This is a genomic window from Serratia sp. HNCC26DJ206, assembly GCF_057180605.1.
The window spans coordinates 20,941-42,422 of the sequence record NZ_JBXUGP010000009.1 but is presented as its reverse complement, the minus strand read 5'-3'; the positions used below and the strand labels follow the sequence as shown (position 1 = coordinate 42,422).

Here is a 21,482-nt window from a genome sequence, read left to right as displayed (position 1 = left end):
TTGGGCGAAAAAACGACATCTGGGCGTAATCACGCCGCAAGAAGATTCATTCTAAGCCAGTCTGTGCCAAAATAGCAGGTTTGAATGGGCTGGTGCTTTGCCTCAAGCCAAGATGAAATCAGCGGAGCCGTTGTCCATGCAGGATCGCAATTTTGACGATATTGCGGAGAAGTTTGCGCGTAATATTTACGGCACGACCAAGGGGAAAATCCGCCAGGCGGTGGTTTGGCAGGATCTGACCACGCTGTTGGCGCAATTGCCGCAGCGCCGGCTGCGCATTCTGGACGCTGGCGGTGGCGAAGGCCATATGGCCTGCCAGTTGGCAGAATTAGGACATCAGGTGTTGTTGTGCGATCTTTCTGGTGAGATGATCCAACGCGCCGCACTGCTGGCAGAGCAGAAAGGTGTGAGCCAGAACATGCAATTTATACAAAGTTCGGCGCAAGACATCGGGCAGCACTTGGAACAGCCGGTTGATCTGATATTGTTCCATGCGGTTTTGGAGTGGATCGCCGAGCCACAGGCGGCATTGGCGGCGCTGTTCGACTGCCTGTTACCGGGAGGGGCGCTGTCGCTGATGTTCTTCAATGCCAATGGCCTGTTGATGCGCAACGTGGTGCTGGGGAATTTCCAACTGGTGGATCCCGAGGTCCGCAGGCGCCGCAAGCGCTCTTTGTCGCCACAGTACCCACATAGTCCGCCGCAGGTGTACACGTGGCTGGAACAGTTGGGGATGCAGATTTCAGGGAAAACCGGCGTGAGGGTTTTCCATGACTATCTGCAAAGCAGACAATTACAGACACAGAAATTTGAAGAGCTACTGGCGCTTGAACAGCTTTATTGCCGGCAGGAGCCGTATGTGAGTTTGGGTCGCTATATTCACGTCATGGCGCATAAACCAAACCTGAAGGACGAACTATGAGTGAATTTTCCCAGACAGTACCCGAACTGGTCGCCTGGGCACGGAAAAATGATTTCTCTATTTCGCTCCCCACTGAGCGTCTTGCGTTCCTGCTGGCTATCGCCACGTTAAATGGCGAACGGCTGGACGGTGAGATGAGTGAAGGTGAGCTGGTTGATGCATTTCGCCATGTCAGTAAAGGTTTTGAACAGACGCATGAAACGGTGGCCATTCGCGCCAACAATGCGATCAACGATATGGTGCGCCAGCGCCTGTTGAACCGTTTTATCAGCGAACTGGCGGATGGTAATGCCATCTACCGTCTCACGCCGCTGGGTATCGGCATTACCGATTATTACATCCGCCAGCGTGAGTTTTCGACCCTGCGCCTTTCCATGCAACTGTCTATCGTGGCGGAAGAGCTCAAGCGCGCCGCCGACGCTGCCGAAGAGGGCGGTGATGATTTCCACTGGCACCGTAACGTTTTTGCACCGTTGAAGTATTCGGTGGCCGAGATCTTTGACAGCATCGATCTGACGCAGCGCCTGATGGACGAACAGCAGCAGAGCGTAAAAGAAGATATTGCCGCCCTGCTGAACCAGGATTGGCGCGCAGCGATCTCCAGCTGTGAGATGCTGCTGTCGGAAACTTCCGGCACCTTGCGTGAGTTGCAGGATACGCTGGAGGCCGCAGGTGATAAGCTGCAGGCCAATCTGCTGCGGATCCAGGACGCCACGCTGGGTGGCATGGAACTGGGCTTTGTCGATAAGCTGGTGTTTGACCTGCAAAGCAAGCTGGATCGCATCATCAGTTGGGGCCAACAGGCGATCGACCTGTGGATTGGCTACGATCGCCACGTTCACAAATTTATCCGCACCGCGATCGATATGGATAAAAACCGCGTGTTTGCACAACGCTTGCGGCAGTCGGTGCAAAACTACTTCGACAACCCTTGGACGCTGACCCACGCCAATGCCGAGCGTCTGTTCGATATGCGCGATGAAGAATTGGCGTTGCGTAGTGAAGAAGTGACCGGGGAACTGCCGCCCGATCTGGAATATGAAGAGTTCAGCGAAATTCGCGAACAGTTGGCAGCGATGATCGAACAGGCATTGCAGGTCTATAAAGAACAGAAAATGCCGCTCAATTTAGGGGCGGTAATGCGCGATTATCTGGCGCAATATCCGCGTGCACGTCACTTCGACGTTGCTCGCATAGTGGTCGACCAGGCAGTGCGCCTTGGTGTGGCTGAAGCTGATTTTTCAGGGTTGCCGGCACAGTGGCAGGCAATCAATGATTACGGAGCCAAGGTACAGGCCCATGTCATCGACAAATATTGAACAAGTAATGCCAGTCAAGCTGGCCAAGGCACTGTCGAACACGCTATTTCCGGCGCTCGATAGCCAACTGCGCGCGGGGCGCCACATCGGTATCGATGAGCTGGACAACCACGCTTTCTTAATGGATTTTCAGGACGAACTGGAAGAGTTTTACGCCCGTTACAGTGTTGAACTGATCCGCGCGCCGGAGGGTTTTTTCTACCTGCGCCCGCGTTCTACCACGCTGATCCCGCGTTCGGTGCTTTCCGAGCTGGATATGATGGTCGGCAAGATCCTGTGTTATCTCTACCTCAGCCCGGAGCGCCTGGCGCATGAAGGCATCTTCAGCCAGCAAGAGCTGTACGAAGAGCTGCTGAGCCTGGCGGATGAGAACAAACTGCTGAAGTTTGTTAACCAGCGCTCTACCGGTTCGGATCTGGATCGGCAAAAGCTGCATGAAAAAGTGCGCTCATCGTTGAACCGCCTGCGCCGCTTGGGCATGGTCTATTTCATGGGCAACGACAGCAGTAAATTCCGTATTACCGAAGCGGTGTTCCGCTTCGGTGCCGACGTGCGCAGCGGTGACGATCCGCGTGAAGCCCAGTTGCGGATGATTCGTGACGGTGAAGCGATGCCGGTTGAAAACAGCCTGTCGCTGAATGATGAAAGCGAGGCTGAAGATGTGCAGGCCGATAACGCCATAGACAGTGCAGAGGATGAACAGGAATGATTGAACGCGGTAAATTTCGCTCACTGACGCTGGTTAACTGGAACGGTTTCTTCGCTCGAACCTTTGATCTGGACGAGTTGGTCACCACGCTGTCCGGGGGCAACGGGGCGGGTAAATCCACCACCATGGCGGCGTTCGTTACCGCGCTGATCCCCGATCTGACGTTGCTGCACTTCCGTAACACCACCGAAGCGGGAGCCACCAGTGGTTCACGTGATAAAGGGTTGCACGGCAAGCTGCGCGCCGGTGTCTGCTACTCTACGCTGGACGTGGTGAACTCACGCCATCAGCGAGTGGTGGTAGGCGTGCGTCTGCAACAGGTGGCGGGGCGCGATCGCAAAGTCGATATTAAACCCTTCACCATTCAAGGGCTGCCGACAGCGGTACAACCCACCGAATTGCTGACCCAGACCGTGGGCGATCGCCAAGCGCGCGTGTTGTCGTTGCAGGAGCTGAAAGAGCGCGTCGAAGAGATGGAAGGGGTGCAGTTCAAGCAGTTCAACTCCATCACCGATTACCACTCATTAATGTTTGACCTCGGGGTGATCCCGAAACGTCTGCGTTCCTCATCCGATCGCAGCAAGTTTTATCGCCTGATCGAAGCCTCGCTCTACGGTGGGATCTCCAGCGCCATTACCCGCTCACTGCGTGACTACCTGTTGCCAGAAAACAGCGGGGTGCGTAAAGCGTTTCAGGATATGGAAGCGGCGCTGCGCGAAAACCGCATGACGCTGGAGGCGATCCGCGTTACCCAGTCAGATCGCGATTTGTTCAAGCATTTGATCTCCGAAGCCACCTCTTACGTGGCGGCGGACTACATGCGCCACGCCAATGAGCGCCGTATCCACCTGGATGGCGCGTTGGTGTTGCGCAGCGATTTGCTGGGCAGCCGCAAGCAACTAGCTAGCGAACAGTTCCGCCATGTTGAAATGGCGCGCGAACTGGCCGAGCAAAGCGGTGCCGAATCCGATCTGGAAACCGATTACCAGGCCGCCAGCGATCACCTTAATCTGGTGCAGACGGCGATGCGTCAGCAGGAAAAGATCGAGCGTTATGAAGGCGATCTGGAAGAACTGACCTACCGCTTGGAAGAGCAGAATGAAGTGGTGGCAGAAGCGGGTGAGCAGCAGGCAGAAAATGAAGCACGTGCCGAAGCCGCTGAGCTGGAAGTGGATGAACTGAAAAGCCAGCTTGCCGATTACCAGCAGGCGTTGGACGTGCAGCAGACCCGTGCCATCCAGTATCAGCAGGCACTTCAGGCTCTCGAACGTGCCCGTGCGCTGTGTCAGGTGCCGGAGCTGACCGCCGACAACGCTGAAGAGTGGCTGGAGACCTTCCAGGCGCGTGAGCAAGAGGCTACCGAAGCCCTGTTGCTGCTGGAACAGAAACTGAGCGTGGCGGATGCCGCCCATAGCCAGTTTGAACAGGCTTATCAGCTGGTGCGTAAAATTGCTGGTGAGGTGAGCCGCAGTGAAGCCTGGCAAACCGCGCGCGAACTGTTGCGTGACTGGCCTTCACAGCAGCATCAGGCCGAACGTGTACAGCCGTTGCGTATGCGCCTAAATGAGCTGGAGCAACGCCTGCGTTCACAACAGGATGCCGAGCGTTTGTTGCAGGAATTCTGTAAACGCCATGGGCAGGAATATCAGCCGGACGAACTCGATACTTTGCAGCAAGAGCTGGAAGAGCGTCTGGAGTCGCTGTCGCAAAGCGTTAGCGAAGCCGGTGAGCGGCGTATGGAAATGCGTCAGGAACTGGAGCAAATCCAACAACGCATTAAAGAACTGACCGCGCGTGCGCCAATTTGGTTAGGTGCGCAGGACGCGCTGAGCCAACTCAGCGAGCAAAGCGGCGAAACCTTCGAAGACGGCCAGCAAGTCACCGAGTACATGCAGCAATTGCTGGAACGCGAACGTGAAACTACCGTTGAGCGCGACGAAGTGGCTGCGCGCAAGCGCGAGATTGAAGCGCAAATTGAGCGTCTCAGCCAGCCAAGCGGGGCCGAAGATCAACGGCTGGTAACACTGGCTGAGCGTTTCGGCGGCGTACTGCTGTCAGAGATTTATGACGATGTGACCATTGACGACGCGCCGTATTTCTCTGCGTTGTATGGCCCATCACGCCATGCGATCGTGGTGCCGGATCTGTCGCTGGTGCGCGAGATGCTGCAAGGGTTGGACGATTGCCCGGAAGATCTCTACCTGATCGAAGGGGATCCGCAGTCGTTCGATGACAGCGTATTCGCCGTTGAAGAACATGAAAAAGCGGTGGTGGTGAAGACTGCCGATCGCCAATGGCGTTATTCGCGTTACCCGGAAGTGCCACTGTTTGGCCGTGCGGCGCGTGAGAATCGCCTGGAAGTGCTGTATGCCGAACGCGATAGCTTGGCAGAACGTTACGCCACTTTGTCGTTTGACGTGCAGAAAACTCAGCGTTCCCACCAGGCCTTCAGCCGCTTTATTGGTTCCCATCTGGCAGTCGCGTTTGACGCCGATCCTGAGGCGGAAATCCGCGCCATGAACAGCCGCCGTGGTGAGGTTGAGCGTTCGCTCAACAACCACGAAGCGCAGAATCAGCAGCAACGTCAGCAATACGAACAGGCGAAAGAGGGTATCTCTGCGCTGAACCGCCTGATGCCGCTGGTTTCGCTGCTGAATGACGATACGCTGCAAGATCGCGTTGAAGAGATCCGCGAAGAGTTGGAAGAAGCCCAAGATGCTGCGCGCTATATTCAGCAGCATGGGGTTGCGCTGACCAAGCTGGAGCCGTTGTTATCGGTGCTGCAAAGCGATCCGGAACAGCACGAGCAACTGCAACTGGATTACACCCAGGCGCAGGCAACGCAACGTCAGGCCAAACAACAGGCCTTTGCGCTCACCGAAGTGGTGCAACGCCGTGCGCACTTCAGCTATACCGACTCTGCCGGTATGCAGAATGCTGACAACGATCTCAATGAGAAGCTGCGTCAACGGCTGGAACATGCGGAAGCAGAGCGGACTCGCGCCCGTGAGCAACTGCGCCAGTACCAGACCCAGTTTACCCAGTACAGCCAAGTGCTGGCATCGCTGAAAAGCTCTTTTGATGCCAAACGCGACATGCTGAAAGAGCTGAGTCAGGAATTGGTGGATATTGGTGTGCAGGCGGATGCCAATGCTGAAGCTCGTGCGCGGCAGCGCCGTGATGAACTGCATGCGGCACTGAGTACCAATCGTACGCGCCGTAATCAGTTGGAAAAGCAACTGACCTTCTGCGAAGCGGAAATGGACGGTTTGCAGAAAAAACTGCGCAAGCTGGAGCGTGATTACTACCAACTGCGTGAGCAGGTGGTTACCGCCAAAGCGGGCTGGTGTGCGGTGATGCGCTTGGTGAAAGACAACGGTGTTGAACGCCGTCTGCATCGCCGTGAGTTGGCCTATATGGACGGTGATGAATTGCGCTCCATGTCGGATAAGGCGCTGGGTGCGCTGCGCCTGGCGGTGGCAGATAACGAGCACTTGCGCGATGTGTTGCGCCTGTCGGAAGACCCTAAACGGCCCGAGCGTAAAATCCAGTTCTACATTGCGGTTTATCAGCACCTGCGCGAGCGTATCCGCCAGGATATCATCCGTACTGACGATCCGGTTGAAGCCATCGAACAGATGGAGATCGAACTTGGCCGCCTGACGGAAGAACTGACCGCCCGTGAGCAGAAGCTGGCCATCAGCTCGAAGAGCGTGGCGAATATCATCCGTAAGACCATTCAGCGTGAACAGAACCGCATCCGCATGCTCAACCAGGGCCTGCAGGCGGTCTCCTTCGGTCAGGTGAAGAGCGTGCGTTTGAACGTCAACGTACGGGAAGCTCATGCTACCTTACTGACCGTGCTCTCTGAGCAGCAGGAACAGCATCAGGATCTGTTTAACAGTAACCGCCTGACCTTCTCGGAAGCCTTGGCGAAGCTCTATCAACGCCTGAACCCGCAGATCGATATGGGCCAGCGTACGCCGCAGACCATTGGTGAAGAACTGCTGGATTACCGTAATTATCTGGAGCTGGAAGTTGAAGTATTCCGCGGTTCCGACGGTTGGCTACGGGCGGAAAGTGGCGCTTTGTCCACCGGGGAAGCGATTGGTACCGGTATGTCGATTCTGGTGATGGTAGTGCAGAGCTGGGAAGAGGAATCACGCCGCTTGCGTGGTAAAGATATCTCGCCTTGCCGCTTGCTGTTCCTGGATGAAGCGGCGCGTTTGGATGCCAAATCCATCGCCACGCTGTTTGAGCTGTGCGATCGCCTGGAAATGCAGTTGATTATTGCGGCACCAGAAAATATCAGCCCGGAAAAGGGCACCACTTATAAGCTGGTGCGTAAAGTATTCCAAAATCATGAGCATGTACACGTGGTTGGTTTGCGTGGTTTTGCCCCGGAACAGGCCGCATTGGCACCAACGGTAGCAGAAACGCCTTAAACTTGAATAAAATTACCCTAAAAGTCTGAAAATAGTCACCTTCAGGTGGCTATTTTTTTACGCTGCGAGGATGATAGGTAAGTTTTTTTATCACTGAAACTAAGTAGCGTAATGAGAGTAAAACAGTAATTCGACGGCGCTGGGAGCAAAAGGGTCGTTCTGTTTGTATACTGAAACGAGTAGATAATCTTTGTTGTATTTTTGTGAGCATACAGGGGGCAAGGGATGTTGCTAAAAAAAGGAAACTCAGTACGATGTCTGGCATTGAGTTGCGCAATTGCGTGTAGTTTTGCCGTATCGTTACCCGCATGGGCTGCCGTGCAGGCGTTTCCACCGGTGTCATCATCCGGCATGTCTGCTGTACAAAGCCATACTCAAATATTGGCGGTATTGCCTAAAGGCGTGGTGCCATATTATCTCCCTACTTTGGCTCAACTATATGCATCCAACCAAATGCAGCCAATGTGGCAGGATCGGGAAACCGTATTGCAGTTCCAGCAGCAACTTGCTGAACTCGCTATTTCCGGCATACAGCCACAATTCACCCAATGGGTAAAATTACTCACCGATCCGGCAATCACTGATATGGCACGCGATATTGTGCTGTCTGATGCCATGCTGGGTTATCTGCAGTTTGTTTCGTCAATCGGGTTAAACGGTAATAGTTGGTTGTACAGCAATGTTCCTTACAAGCTGGCGCTGCCGGCGAATACCGTGATCAATCAGTGGCAGCTTGCGCTACAGCAGGGCAAAACCCTGGCGTATGTCAACTCGCTGGCACCCCAACATCCGCAGTATGAAAAAATGCATCAGGCGCTGCGTGAGCTGTTAGCCGATGGGCGTCCGTGGCCGCAGGTGAGCAATGGTGCAAGCTTGCGCCCTGGTCAACTCAGTGATGACATACCGGCGTTACGAGAAATTCTTGCGCGTACTGGAATGTTAACCGTGGTACCTGTAGCCACGCCGCATTCGCAAGAGCCAGCAGCGACGCCGACAGCCGCAAGAGCACCGGTGGTGGAGGATGACCTGTCGGTGGATGAAGAGAAAAATCGCAATCCTGCCGGGGCAGTAGTCAGCCCAGCGGCGGCACCGATTAAGGATCTTGCTCCTTCTCCCGAAGCTCCGTTGGTGCAGCAAGCGGCTAGCCCGGTTTCGGTGACGGACAACCGTTATACCGACGATTTAGTGGAAGGAATTAAGCGTTTCCAGACATGGCAAGGATTGACACCAGACGGCGTCATCGGTGCCCGAACCCGCGAGTGGCTGAACGTTTCACCCCAAATGCGCGCCTCTTTGCTGGCGTTGAATATTCAGCGTCTGCGTATTTTGCCTGGCCATGTTGATACCGGCATTATGGTCAACATTCCGAATTACTCACTGATCTATTATCTCAATGGTAATGAGGTTCTCTCGTCGCGGGTGATCGTTGGCCGTCCAAGCCGTAAAACGCCACTGATGAGCAGTGCATTGAACAATGTGGTGGTCAACCCGCCGTGGAACGTGCCGACTAAGCTGATACGTGAAGATATCGTGCCTAAGGCGATGCATGACTCGGGTTACTTCCAGAAGCATGGTTACAGAGTGTTCTCGGGTTGGAGCAATGAATCTGAGGCGATCGATCCGTCAATGATTGATTGGAACGTGACTTCGCCACGCAATTTCCCTTACCGCATCCAGCAAGCACCTGGGGCCAGCAATTCGTTGGGGCGCTTCAAGTTCAATATGCCAAGTTCCGATGCGATCTACCTGCACGATACCCCTAACCACGGTTTGTTCCAGAAAGATATCCGTGCGTTAAGTTCCGGCTGCGTGCGTGTGAACAAAGCTTCTGACTTGGCTAATATGCTGCTGCAGGATGCTGGCTGGAATAATGCTCGAGTCTCCTCCACGCTGAAAGCGGGCAATACCACTTACGTGAATATTCGCCAGCACATCCCGGTGCAACTTTATTATCTGACGGCTTGGGTTGCCGATGACGGCAAACCACAGTTCCGTACAGATATTTACAATTATGATGCTACCGTGAGATCGGGTGCACAAATTTTGGCTCAGGCTGAAAAATTGATGCAATAAATGCAGTAATTCTAGGTAAATAGCGGTCTGAATGTCTGGTTAGCCACAAGCACTCTTTTTGTGAGTGCTTGTAAACCTAAGCCTATCTCGGGTTGACTCCGCATAGGCTGGCGGTTATGGTTCGGGCTGTGCGCAGTTTTGTGCATTTATTTTGACATTCTTGCCGAGTTTAAAAAGAGTCATGGACAAAATTGATCATCATCGCCGTAAATGGCTAACGCTAGGTAGCGCAGCCATGGGTATCGCTCTGCTCCCTGGGCAGGCGTTCGCCAGTCTTTCTACTGCTCGTCCACGTATTCTGGTACTCAATAATCTGAATACTGGCGAATCCATTAAGGCCGAGTTTTTCAACGGTAAAGGTTACAACCGGGAAGAGTTAGTGCGGTTGAATCATATTTTCCGTGATTATCGTGCCAATAAGACCAAGACGATCGATCCTCATCTGTTTGATCATCTCTATCGTCTGCAAGTCTTACTGGGAACGACCAAGCCGATTCAGTTGATTTCGGGTTACCGTTCTTCAGCAACCAACAATGAAATGCGTGAGCACAGCCGTGGTGTGGCTAAACAGAGTTATCACACCAAGGGGCAGGCAATGGATTTCCACATTGAAGGTATCCAACTGAGTAATATCCGCAAAGCGGCGTTAAAAATGCGCGCTGGCGGTGTAGGATATTATCCACGTAGCAACTTTGTGCACATCGATACCGGCCCGGTGCGGACCTGGTAATCACTGTGCACCATGAGTGAATAGCGCCAGCCTGTCGGGTATGGCGCTTTTTTCGTTGGAGCTTTATGAAATATCATATTATTCCCGTAACGGCGTTCAGCCAAAACTGTACTCTGATCTGGTGTGACGAAACGCAACAGGCCGCTTTGGTTGATCCTGGCGGTGAGCCAGAAAAGTTGAAAGCAGAAGTGGCGAGAAAAGGCGTGAAGATTAGCCAGATTCTGCTTACGCATGGTCATCTTGATCACGTTGGTGCGGCGGCTGAATTGGCTGAGTATTATCAGGTGCCGATCTTGGGGCCAAATAAAGAAGATGCCTTCTGGCTCGAAGGTTTGCCAGCCCAGAGCCGCATGTTCGGCTTGGCAGAATGCGCAGCCTTTACGCCGACGCAATGGTTGGAGGAAGGGGATACTGTGCAGGTGGGGGAATTATCGCTGGATGTTCTGCATTGCCCCGGACATACACCGGGTCATGTCGTTTTTATTAACGGCAAGGCGCGTCTGGCACTGGTGGGCGACGTATTGTTTAGCGGTGGCGTAGGTCGAAGTGATTTCCCGCGTGGTGACCATCAGACGCTGATTAACTCGATTCGCACCAAGCTATTGCCGCAGGGTGATGATATCGCGTTTATTCCCGGGCATGGGCCGATGTCCACCTTTGGGCAAGAGCGCCAAACCAATCCTTTCCTGCGCGAAGAGCCTGCTGTCTGGTAAGCGGGTATTCCCGGCAGCAATATAATAGCAAAGGGGCGCAGTACGCCCCTTTTTAATGCTGATTTTTCAGCTTAAAGTACGGCGACAATGGCTTCGCACAGCGGTGCCATATTGTCTGGCGTCATGCCCGCAACGTTAACGCGGCCAGAGTTAACGGCATAAACACCGAACTCATCACGCAAGCGCAGAACCTGCTCTTTGGTTAATCCACTGAAAGAGAACATGCCATTTTGGTTGATGATAAAGCTGAAGTCTTGCTTCGCGCCTTTCTCTTGCAGGGTATTCACGAACAGCTGACGCATACGGTGAATGCGCTGGCGCATGTCGGTCAGTTCCTGTTCCCAAGTGGCACGCAATGCTTCGTTACCCAAAATAGTGGCAACCACGGCTGCGCCGTGTGACGGTGGGTTGGAGTAGTTAGCGCGGATCGCTGCTTTAACCTGACTGAATGCGCGCTCGGCAGTTTCAGCGTCGGCTGCGACTACGGTACAGGCACCAACACGTTCGTTGTAAAGACCGAAGTTCTTCGAGTAAGAACTGGCAACAATCAGTTCCTTATGCTTGGCCGCAAAAATACGCAGACCCTGCGCGTCTTCTTCCAGACCTTTGGCAAAACCTTGGTAGGCGAAGTCGAACAGCGGCAACCAACCGTTGGCGACGGAAAGTTCCGCCAGCTGTGCCCATTGCGCTTCGGTTGGATCGATGCCGGTTGGGTTATGGCAGCAACCGTGGAACAGCACCACATCACCAGCCTCTGCACGTTTCAGGCTATTGAGCAGGCCATCAAAGTCCAGCGCGTGGTTGGCGGCGTCATAATAGTCATATTCCAATACTTCCAAGCCAACAGCGCCGAACACATTTTTATGGTTAGGCCAAGTTGGGTTGCTGATCCAGATACGTTTGGCGTTGGTTTGGTTGGCAATAAAATCTGCTGCGACACGCAGGGCACCGGTACCACCTGGTGTTTGCGCGGTGCGCGCACGCTTGCTGGCAATGATCGGGCTTTGTTTGCCGAATAATAACTCTTGTGTACAGCTGGCAAACTCAGGGATACCTTCGATACCCAAGTAGTTTTTGGTGATTTCATTTTCCAGCAGGTATTGTTCAGCTTTCTTCACGCTGGCCAGTACCGGTGTTTTACCGGTTTCGTCTTTATAGACGCCAATCCCTAAGTTGATTTTGTTCGGACGGGCGTCCGCGCGGAAAATATCGGTCAGACCCAGAATCGGGTCGGCAGGTGCAGCGGTGATTTTTTCAAACATGTCAGATTGCTTCCATGGCCTAGAGTTAAGCAGACAGAAGCATCAGGGTAGCGCCAGTTATCGGCTTTGCCAACCGTTTGCGAGAAAAACACATCGATCTTGTGATGGCGGCAGATTCAGCACAAAAAATGACGGAGAAGGGAGCATTAACAGGATAAAAAGCGGCAGGACAACGTAAACAAAAACAGGGCCGAAGCCCTGTTTTTAACTCATCTGGCAAGAGACTGCCATTAAGCGCAACAACTTAGAACTGGTAAACCAGACCGGTAGCTACGATGTTGTCGGTAGCAATGCCGTTAGCGTTGTAGAACCCTGAGTCGTTTTCATTCAGCAGGTTGATTTTGTAATCAACATAGGTAGACATGTTTTTGTTGAAGTAGTAAGTAGCACCGACATCAACATACTTAACCAGGTCTTTGTTGTTGCCGTATGAGGTGTTCAGGTCTTTGCCTTTAGACTGCAGGTAAGCGATAGAAGGACGCAGACCGAAATCGAACTGGTATTGTGCAACCACTTCATAGTTACGGGCTTTGTTAGCGAATTTACCGCTGCCGTATGGGGTCATGTTGTGAGTTTCAGAATACATGGTCGCAAAGTAGACGTTGTTCGCGTCGTACTTGGCACCCAGAACCCAAATTTCAGCTTTGTCGCCACCAGCATTAGACAGAGCTGCATCTTTCTGCTTAAGAGTACGGTTAGAAGAAGTGTAGGCTGCACCAACGCTGACGCCGGTATCCATGATTGCATAGGTGGTAGAAACGCCTACGCCATCGCCGTTAGCTCTTTTGAGTTCGCCTTCGCGATCATTTTTACCCTGATACTGCAGCGCGAAGTCCCAACCATCAACCGTACCGAAGAAGTTCTTGTTACGATAGGTCGCTACACCTGTAGCACGTGCGTTCATGAAGTTATCAGTGAAGGTGTAGGTATCGCCACCTTGCTCAGGCAGCATATCGGTCCAACCACCAATGTCATACGCTACGCCGTAGTTACGGCCGTAGTCGAATGAACCGTAATCAGCAAATTTCAGACCAGCAAAGCCCAGACGGGTTTTGTTGCCATCTTGGGCATCTTTACCTTCGCTGTTGCTAGCTGAGAAGTTGTATTCCCACTGGCCATAACCGGTCAGTTCGCTATTGATCTGGGTTTCACCTTTGAAGCCAAGACGCGCGTAAGATTTGTCACCGTCATCACCTTCATTACTAGAGAAATAGTGCAGGCCAACAGCTTTACCATACAAATCCAGCTTGTTGCCGTCTTTGTTGTAGATTTCTGCTGCGTTTGCTGCACCAGCTGCTAACAGAGCTGGGATTACTACTGCAAGAATGTTGCGTTTCATCATTATTACCCTCATTAGTGTTATTCGGACACCTTGCCACTGCCGTCAATAATTCTTTTGGAACTATTGTTGATAGTTTGGTGTCGTCCTGTGTCTGAACGCAGTGTTCCATTCACGGGCGGGTTAATCTAGAACGAAAATGCTACTAATGTCGCAATCGGGTTTCAAAAAGAAAGTATTTGTTACAAAATGTAAATTTAAGGGAACTTTGTGACTTGGATCAAGAATAAAAAACACGAAAGGCCAGCAATGCCGGCCTTAAAAGTGTACAGAAATAGATTAAAAAACGTCTGATCGGATTAACTAGAAACTTGCGTTACGTGGTGTACGAGGGAATGGGATCACATCACGTACGTTTTGTACGCCGGTCACATAAGCGATTAAACGCTCAAAACCCAAACCAAAACCGGAGTGCGGTACGGTGCCGTAGCGACGCAGATCGCGATACCACCAGTAATCTTCTTTATTCAGCCCCATTTCCTCCAGGCGCTGATCCAGCACATCAAGGCGTTCTTCACGTTGTGAACCACCAATGATTTCGCCGATGCCCGGTGCCAAGACGTCCATCGCGGCCACGGTTTTGCCATCTTCGTTCATACGCATATAGAAGGCTTTGATATCTTTCGGGTAGTTCTTCACTACTACTGGTGCCTTAAAGTGCTTCTCGGCCAGATAGCGTTCGTGCTCGGAAGAAAGGTCGATCCCCCAGGAAACCGGGTTCTCGAAGGTTTGGCCGGAAGCGATCAGAATTTCAACCGCTTCGGTGTAGTCCACCTGGGCGAAATCAGAAGAAACAAAACGCTTCAGGCGCTCAACTGCGTCTTTATCTACACGCTCGGCAAAGAACTGCATATCGTCAGCACGTTCATTGAGTACGGCTTGGAAGACATACTTCAGCATACTCTCGGCCAAGCCCGCAACGTCATCCAGGGTGGCGAAAGCCACTTCAGGTTCGATCATCCAGAATTCAGCCAGGTGGCGGCTGGTATTGGAGTTTTCTGCGCGGAAGGTTGGGCCAAAGGTGTACACTTTTGATAGCGCACAGGCGTAGGTTTCGCCGTTCAACTGGCCAGATACGGTCAGGAACGCTTCTTTGCCGAAGAAATCCTGGCTGAAGTCGATTTCGCCTTTGTCGGTGCGCGGCAGGTTTTCCATATCCAGCGTAGAAACGCGGAACATTTCACCGGCACCTTCGGTATCAGAAGCGGTAATCAGTGGGGTAGACACCCAGAAATAGCCGTTTTCATGGAAGAAACGGTGAATAGCCTGCGCCAGAGTGTGGCGTACGCGGGCAACGGCACCGATCAGGTTGGTACGCGGGCGCAGGTGGGCCACTTCTCGCAGGTATTCAATGCTGTGGCGCTTGGCCGCCATCGGATAGGTATCTGGATCGTCAACCCAGCCAACCACCTTAATCGCCGTTGCTTGCAGCTCGAAGCTCTGGCCTTCACCCGGGGAAGCAACCACCTTCCCGGTGATCTCAACAGAACAACCGGTAGTCAGATGCAGAACTTCATCCTGATAATTCGGCAGAGAATTATTAACGACGGCCTGTAACGGATCAAAGCAGGAGCCGTCATAAACGGCGAGGAAGGAGATACCAGCTTTAGAATCTCTCCGGGTACGTACCCAACCGCGTACGGTGACTTCACTGTCAACCGCAGCACGACCTTGCAGTACGTCGACTACAGGCACTACGCTCATAGATTTCTCTCTTTATAAGTTTTGGTTCAGAAATAGCGAACAACCCAAGAATTTGGGGATGATGCTATGTTACTTGCCGCGTTGCAGAGCACAAGTAGAAATCACCAGAATGTCGCAACATTTCTTGCGGGCAGCTAAAAAAGGAGGGCAGGATATTGCAGGTATATAAAGGAAAGAAAGATAAGCCGGCATCAAAGATTCAGCCGGCTCGTGTTTCAACTGGCTTTTTTCACCAGTGGCAGGTCGAAAGCTTTGCGCAAGGCTTTTACAAACGCTTGATCCTGGCAGATGGTTTTGCCTGGGCTATCGGAAAGTTTCGCCACCGGCCTGCCGTTGCACTCAACCAGCTTGATCACAATATTTAGCGGTTTGACACCGGGAATATCGCAGGTCAGGCGTGTGCCGATGCCGAACACCAGATTGATACGCCGATCGAAGTGGCGATAGAGCGCCAAGGCTTTATCCAGATCCAGATTGTCTGAAAACACCAACGTCTTGCTCAGCGGATTTATGCCCAACGCCTGATAATGAGCGATGGCTTTCTCCCCCCATTCGAAGGGATCGCCAGAGTCATGGCGCAATCCTTGGTAAGGCTGGGCAAACTGCGGGTCAAAATCGCGCAGGAAGGCATCCATGGTGATGCAGTCGGTGAGCGCAATGCCTAACTGATCGGGATATTCATCCAACCAGGCCTGTAACGCTGCGCGTTGGCTATTGGCAAGCTCCGGGCTGATCTGCTGGTGCGCCTGGAACCATTCATGGGCCTGTGTGCCTACCGGCGCTAAAGCTAACTGATGAGCCAGATCGTAGTTACTGGTACCGACCAGATAAGGGAATTCACTTTTCAGCGTGCTGACGATCGCGTGCTGCACATCATGAGAAAAACGGCGGCGGGTACCGAAGTCCATCAGCTTGAAGCGAGAGATATCGATATCTCTCGCCATATGCTTGAACTGCGCCAACTTACTGCGCAACTGGTTCACGGCCATCTCTGGCGTCGCCTCTGGTGAACGATGGCGATGTACTACCTCGCTGATCACGGCGAGCAGAGGCACTTCCCACATAATCACTTCGAGCCATGGCCCGGCGATACGGATCTGTAGCTGGCCATTGTGATTATCGATGGTGACCTGTTGGGGGTCATAACAGAAGTTACGCAGCCAGTTCAGGTAATCTTGCTGGAAGAAGGGTAAACTGGAAAGATACTGAAATTCATCCTCTGTCAGCGCCAGTTTGCTCATCAAGGCAACCTGAGTGCGGATCTCGTCGGCATAATCGCCCAGCATTTCATCGCCACGGCAACGAAACTCTGCTGCCACGGTAATTGCCGGGTAGCGGTGGAACACTGCTTGCTGCATATGAAGCTTGTAGGCATCGGTATCAAGCAATGAGGTTAAAATCGGGGAAGCGTATAGAGTCATATCGCGTAACAGCATCCTCGTCAGGCGCGTATCTAAATCCGGAACACCATAAAAGTGCGGGGAGTATACCCGGATTATCCTGTTATTGAAGCCTCATCACACCACAAATGGCGGGAACGGGTCGAGGATTAAACGTGCCTTTATCAGGTTGAGGTTTCGTGACCGGCCAGAAAAGCCAGGGAATCCAATAAGCTGGGCGACTTAGTCTATTTAATGATAAAAATTATAATGTTAATTATTTTAAACACAGATTCAGATAAACCCACTTGGCGTATAGATACTGACCTTGTTCTTGCCGCTTTTTTTACAGAAATACAGCGCTTCGTCAGCCTGTTTTATCGCCGGGTGCAGTTCCTGGAGGTGGCTGACCGGTGCGATGCCACAGCTGATGGTAAAACGTACTCTCTTGCTATTGGGCAGTTCCAGGCTGAGTTCGCTGGTTTCATCCCGAACTTTTTCCATGATGCTGCGGGCATTTTCCAACGTACAGTGGTTGAGCAGTACGGCGAATTCTTCCCCGCCGTAACGGCAGAAGATATCACTGGAGCGGAAGGTGTTGCGCAGCAATTGTGCGAACATCACCAGCACCCGATCGCCGATGTCGTGGCCATAAGTATCATTAAGCCGTTTAAAGTTATCGATATCGATCAGGCAAAAGGCGTGCGGGTAACTGCTGGCAGCCAACAATTCGCATTCGAGGAAGAATTTGCGGCGGTTATAAATATTGGTCAATGGGTCGAGGAACGATGTGGCTTCAAGCTCTTTTATGAGTTGATGTTTCTCATTCTCCAGCGCAATTTTTTCCTGGTGATATTGTTTGAGTTGCGTAATGGCATCGCTGATAGCGATCAGCTCTTTGCTGTAAAACGCCTCGTTGTTATCGATATTCATCTCACCCCGTGACAGGCGCAGAATATTATTATGCGTTTTGGTCAGCCAGCGGCTGATATTTGAACAAAATATCAGCGAGGGCAACAGAATGAACAAAGCGATCAGCCAGCCGAGCGAAATCATGCCGTAAATAGCGGTTTGACTATCGTATATTTTGGCTTCAGAGGCAGCAATTTCCAGTTCAAAACTGAGCTGATATAACTGTTGCGAAAGTTGGCTCAGCGCATCGACATACTGATAAATAAAATCTGAGTTATAGCCAGTGTTATGGGCCATCGCCTGATACAAGTCTTCCGAGATACTGTTGATTTTATCGCTGGAGATGTTTTGTAGTATGCGATCCACCAGCTCTGCGATTTGTGGATCGCCATAGGCCAACTTCATAAACACCAAGCGGGTGTCGAGGGCTCTAAGGGCTCCTGTCAGCTGGATCGCCTTCAGATAGGGTTTTTTCTGTTCCCGGCCATCCAGGTTGATATCAATGATTTGGTCCATCAATTCGGCCAGGGTCATATTCAGGCGGTTATTGAGACGAATAGCTTCCAGAAACAGAAATGAATCGGCGGTGATCATCCGAGTATCATAGGTATAGCGGTAAAAGGTCTTAGTGGTCTGGCCGATATAGTAGGCGCTGTTGATATTGAACAGATTGGTGTTGGCTTCATTGATCAGGGAAATCTGGCGGGAGTCGTTGTCCAACAATTTTTCCATCAGGTCGACGATAGAAAGCAGGGCAAATTTCTGCTGGATCCCCAGCCGTTGAGAATGCTCACTGCCGATATGTGATTTGACAATCGCTATTTTTTTACGCGCCTGAGCATCATCATCTTGCCATTGTGCTTCGCTAATCTCTTTATTCACCAGGCTTAATCTTTTTGAGCGGTGCGCACGCAATGTGGCCTGAAACGCGGCTGAAACTTCTTTGGCTCTATGGATTTTATACAGATTCTCCTGGCTTTGGAGATAACTGTGATGCGCTTCCATCAGCCCATTGGAAATAAACATGGCAAAGGAAAACGTTAAAGCAAAAGTGAAGAAATAGATCAGATATTTTACTTTCATGCCAATCCGTTTCTCCTGCAAGACGAGAGTAGAATTATAACATCGAGCTGACTGTCTCGCCGCAGTAATATTGTGGTAGGCCAGTGGGCCGCGCTTGGCCAAAGCGGCCATCTCTGGGCTTTTTTCGTGGCTGTGGTACAGTTTATTTACACTCGGGCCGTACGAAGAACAACGCCATCCAACGGACTAAGAGCAGTATGACGGGATGACGGCCAATACCTGCAACTTACTGAAACGTCGAAGGGTTTCTATGACACAACAGCCACAGGCGAAGTTTCGCCACGATTATCGCGCACCTGATTACACTATTACCGATATCGATTTGGATTTCGAGCTGGACGCGGAGAACACGCGCGTCACCGCCATCAGCCAGGTCAAGCGCCAAGGGGCAGCAGGAGCACCTTTAATCCTCAACGGTGAAGATCTGACGCTGGTAAGTATCCAGATTGATGGCCAGCCATGGAGCAGCTATCACCAACAGGATAACCAACTGGTTATCGAACAGCTGCCAGCACAATTTACCCTGACCATTGTCAACGATATCCACCCGGCAAAAAACACCGCGCTGGAAGGGTTATACCTGTCCGGTGAGGCGCTGTGTACCCAGTGTGAAGCGGAAGGGTTCCGCCACATCACCTATTATCTTGATCGCCCAGACGTTCTGGCCCGCTTCACCACCCGTATTGTGGCAGATAAAGCGCGCTATCCTTTCTTGCTCTCCAACGGTAACCGCATGGGCGAGGGCGAGCTTGCAGATGGCCGCCACTGGGTACAATGGCAGGATCCGTTCCCTAAACCTAGTTATCTGTTTGCTCTGGTCGCGGGGGATTTCGATGTGCTGCGCGATAGTTTCACCACGCGCTCCGGGCGCAAAGTTGCGCTGGAGCTGTTTGTGGATCGCGGCAATCTGGATCGCGCCGATTGGGCGATGACCTCGCTGAAAAACTCGATGAAGTGGGACGAAACCCGTTTTGGCCTGGAATACGATCTGGACATCTATATGATCGTGGCCGTGGATTTCTTCAACATGGGTGCGATGGAAAACAAAGGGTTAAATATCTTTAACTCGAAGTATGTGCTGGCGAAGGCGGAAACGGCCACCGACAAAGATTACCTGAATATTGAAGCGGTGATCGGCCACGAATATTTCCATAACTGGACGGGTAACCGCGTGACCTGCCGCGACTGGTTCCAGCTCAGCCTGAAAGAGGGGTTGACGGTGTTCCGCGATCAGGAGTTCAGTTCAGATCTCGGCTCCCGCTCGGTTAACCGCATCGACAACGTGCGGGTGATGCGCGGCGCACAGTTTGCCGAGGATGCCAGCCCGATGGCGCACGCCATTCGGCCGGACAAAGTGATCGAAATGAACAACTTCTACACACTGACGGTGTATGAAAAAGGTTCTGAAGTGATCCGCATGATGCACACCCTGCTGGGTGAACAGCAGTTCCAGGCGGGGATGCAACTGTACTTTGAGCGTCACGACGGCAGTGCGGCAACCTGCGATGACTTTGTGCAGGCGATGGAAGATGCCTCTAACGTCGATCTTTCCCTGTTCCGCCGCTGGTACAGCCAATCGGGCACGCCATTGCTGACGGTGCGCGATGAGTATGACGCTGAACATCAACAATACCGTCTGCACGTCAGCCAGAAAACCGCGCCAACGGCGGATCAGCCAGAAAAGCTGCCGCTGCATATTCCGCTCGATATTGAACTGTACGATGGTGAAGGCAACGTTATCGCCTTGCAGAAAGGCGGTGCGCCAGTAAACAACGTGCTGAATGTGACCGAAGCGGAACAGACCTTTGTGTTTGATGGTGTCGCGCATCAGCCGGTGCCTTCGCTGCTGCGTGAATTCTCTGCCCCGGTGAAGCTGGACTATCCGTATAGCGATCAACAACTGACCTTCCTGATGCAACACGCACGCAATGAGTTTGCCCGCTGGGATGCCGCACAAAGCCTGCTGGCTACCTATATCAAACTCAACGTGGCCAAGTATCAGCAGAAACAGCCGTTGACCTTGCCGCTGCACGTTGCCGACGCGTTCCGGGCGGTGCTGTTGGATGAAAAACTGGATCCGGCCTTGGCGGCGCAGATCCTGACGCTGCCTTCAGAAAACGAGATTGCCGAACTGTTCTCGACGATCGATCCAGAAGCGATCGCGGCGGTGCATGACGCGATCACTCGCTGCTTGGCACAGGAAATGGCCGATGAATGGCTGGCGGTGTATCGCGCTAACAAAACCGACGGTTACCGCGTTGAGCACCGCGACATTGCCAAGCGTTCGTTGCGTAATGTTTGCCTCAGCTATCTGGCCTTTGGTGATGCAGAGCAGGCTAATCAACTGGTGCTGAAGCAGTTCCAGCAGGCGGACAATATGACCGACTCGCTGGCGGCCCTTTCCGCTGCGGTGGGTGCGCAGTTACCGTGCCGCGATGCGTTGATGGCCGAGTTTGATGAGCGCTGGCATCAGGATGGCCTGGTGATGGACAAATGGTTTGTGCTACAGGCCACCAGCCCGGCGGCCGATGTGCTGACCAAGGTGCGCGGTCTGCTGCAACATCGCTCATTCAGCCTCGGTAACCCGAACCGTACCCGTTCACTGATTGGGGGTTTTGCTTCTGCCAATCCGGCGGCATTCCACGCCGCAGATGGCAGCGGGTATCAGTTCCTGGTTGAGATCCTCAGCGATCTCAACCAGCGTAACCCGCAGGTGGCTGCCCGGTTGATCGAACCCCTGATTCGGCTGAAACGTTATGACGCTTCCCGTCAGGCGTTGATGCGCAGCGCGCTGGAGCAGTTGAAAGGGTTGGAAAACCTGTCCGGCGATCTGTATGAGAAGATCACCAAGGCGTTAGCCGCCTAAAAGAGGCAGGGACGGTCTATGCCGTC

At 52.6% G+C, this 21,482-nt stretch carries 13 protein-coding genes; 8 read left to right on the top strand and 5 right to left on the bottom strand.

From position 1 onward, the window contains the following. Positions 1-136 precede the first annotated feature (136 nt). The 7 genes from cmoM to AC2A1E_RS07745 all read left to right on the top strand — a co-directional run bounded on the left by cmoM (position 137) and on the right by AC2A1E_RS07745 (position 10,911). A complete protein-coding gene (gene cmoM, locus AC2A1E_RS07775; RefSeq protein ID WP_484383274.1) occupies positions 137-922 on the top strand; it encodes a tRNA uridine 5-oxyacetic acid(34) methyltransferase CmoM in 786 nt (261 codons plus the stop codon). Then, positions 919-2,241 carry a chromosome partition protein MukF gene (mukF, locus tag AC2A1E_RS07770; protein ID WP_459402183.1) on the top strand — a complete coding sequence of 441 codons (1,323 nt, stop codon included), beginning with the start codon at positions 919-921 and terminating at the stop codon, positions 2,239-2,241. The genes cmoM and mukF overlap by 4 nt, the downstream gene beginning before the upstream one ends. Continuing rightward, positions 2,222-2,950: a chromosome partition protein MukE gene (gene mukE, locus AC2A1E_RS07765; RefSeq protein WP_459402184.1), complete on the top strand. Its 729-nt coding sequence runs from the start codon at positions 2,222-2,224 to the stop codon at positions 2,948-2,950. Before mukF ends, mukE begins: the two co-directional genes overlap by 20 nt. Further along, positions 2,947-7,395, top strand: coding sequence for a chromosome partition protein MukB (mukB, locus tag AC2A1E_RS07760; RefSeq protein WP_484383273.1), 4,449 nt, complete (start codon positions 2,947-2,949; stop codon positions 7,393-7,395). The genes mukE and mukB overlap by 4 nt, the downstream gene beginning before the upstream one ends. Positions 7,396-7,620: 225 nt before the next feature. Then, positions 7,621-9,468 carry a L,D-transpeptidase gene (gene ldtD, locus AC2A1E_RS07755; protein WP_484383272.1) on the top strand — a complete coding sequence of 616 codons (1,848 nt, stop codon included), beginning with the start codon at positions 7,621-7,623 and terminating at the stop codon, positions 9,466-9,468. Between the two features lie 181 nt (positions 9,469-9,649). Then, entirely contained in the window at positions 9,650-10,198 is a 549-nt protein-coding gene (gene mepK / locus AC2A1E_RS07750; RefSeq protein WP_459402187.1) for a peptidoglycan L,D-endopeptidase MepK, read from the top strand. 65 nt (positions 10,199-10,263) lie between these two features. Next, the gene (locus tag AC2A1E_RS07745; protein WP_484383271.1) at positions 10,264-10,911 is read left to right on the top strand and encodes an MBL fold metallo-hydrolase; all 648 of its coding nucleotides are present in this window, start codon (positions 10,264-10,266) and stop codon (positions 10,909-10,911) included. A gap of 71 nt (positions 10,912-10,982) precedes the next feature. On the opposite strand, the gene AC2A1E_RS07740 is transcribed toward AC2A1E_RS07745, so the two are convergent. The 5 genes from AC2A1E_RS07740 to AC2A1E_RS07720 form a co-directional block, all read right to left on the bottom strand. Continuing rightward, the gene (locus AC2A1E_RS07740; RefSeq protein WP_484383270.1) at positions 10,983-12,173 is read right to left on the bottom strand and encodes an amino acid aminotransferase; all 1,191 of its coding nucleotides are present in this window, start codon (positions 12,171-12,173) and stop codon (positions 10,983-10,985) included. A gap of 244 nt (positions 12,174-12,417) precedes the next feature. Further along, entirely contained in the window at positions 12,418-13,515 is a 1,098-nt protein-coding gene (gene ompC / locus AC2A1E_RS07735) for a porin OmpC (RefSeq protein ID WP_484383269.1), read from the bottom strand. Positions 13,516-13,815: 300 nt separating this feature from the next. Beyond that, positions 13,816-15,216, bottom strand: a complete 1,401-nt coding sequence (gene asnS / locus AC2A1E_RS07730; protein ID WP_484383268.1) for an asparagine--tRNA ligase — start codon at positions 15,214-15,216, stop codon at positions 13,816-13,818. A 215-nt stretch (positions 15,217-15,431) separates the two neighbouring features. After that, complete coding sequence (pncB, locus tag AC2A1E_RS07725; protein WP_484383267.1) at positions 15,432-16,637, bottom strand: nicotinate phosphoribosyltransferase; 1,206 nt, start codon at positions 16,635-16,637, stop codon at positions 15,432-15,434. 252 nt (positions 16,638-16,889) lie between these two features. Continuing rightward, positions 16,890-18,590 (bottom strand): GGDEF domain-containing protein, encoded by a 1,701-nt coding sequence (locus AC2A1E_RS07720; protein ID WP_484383266.1) that lies wholly within the window; start codon positions 18,588-18,590, stop codon positions 16,890-16,892. 250 nt (positions 18,591-18,840) lie between these two features. On the opposite strand from AC2A1E_RS07720, the gene pepN reads away from it, so the two are divergent. Next, on the top strand, positions 18,841-21,456 hold the full coding sequence (gene pepN / locus AC2A1E_RS07715; RefSeq protein WP_484383265.1) for an aminopeptidase N: 2,616 nt from the start codon (positions 18,841-18,843) through the stop codon (positions 21,454-21,456). The last annotated feature ends 26 nt before the right edge of the window (positions 21,457-21,482 follow it).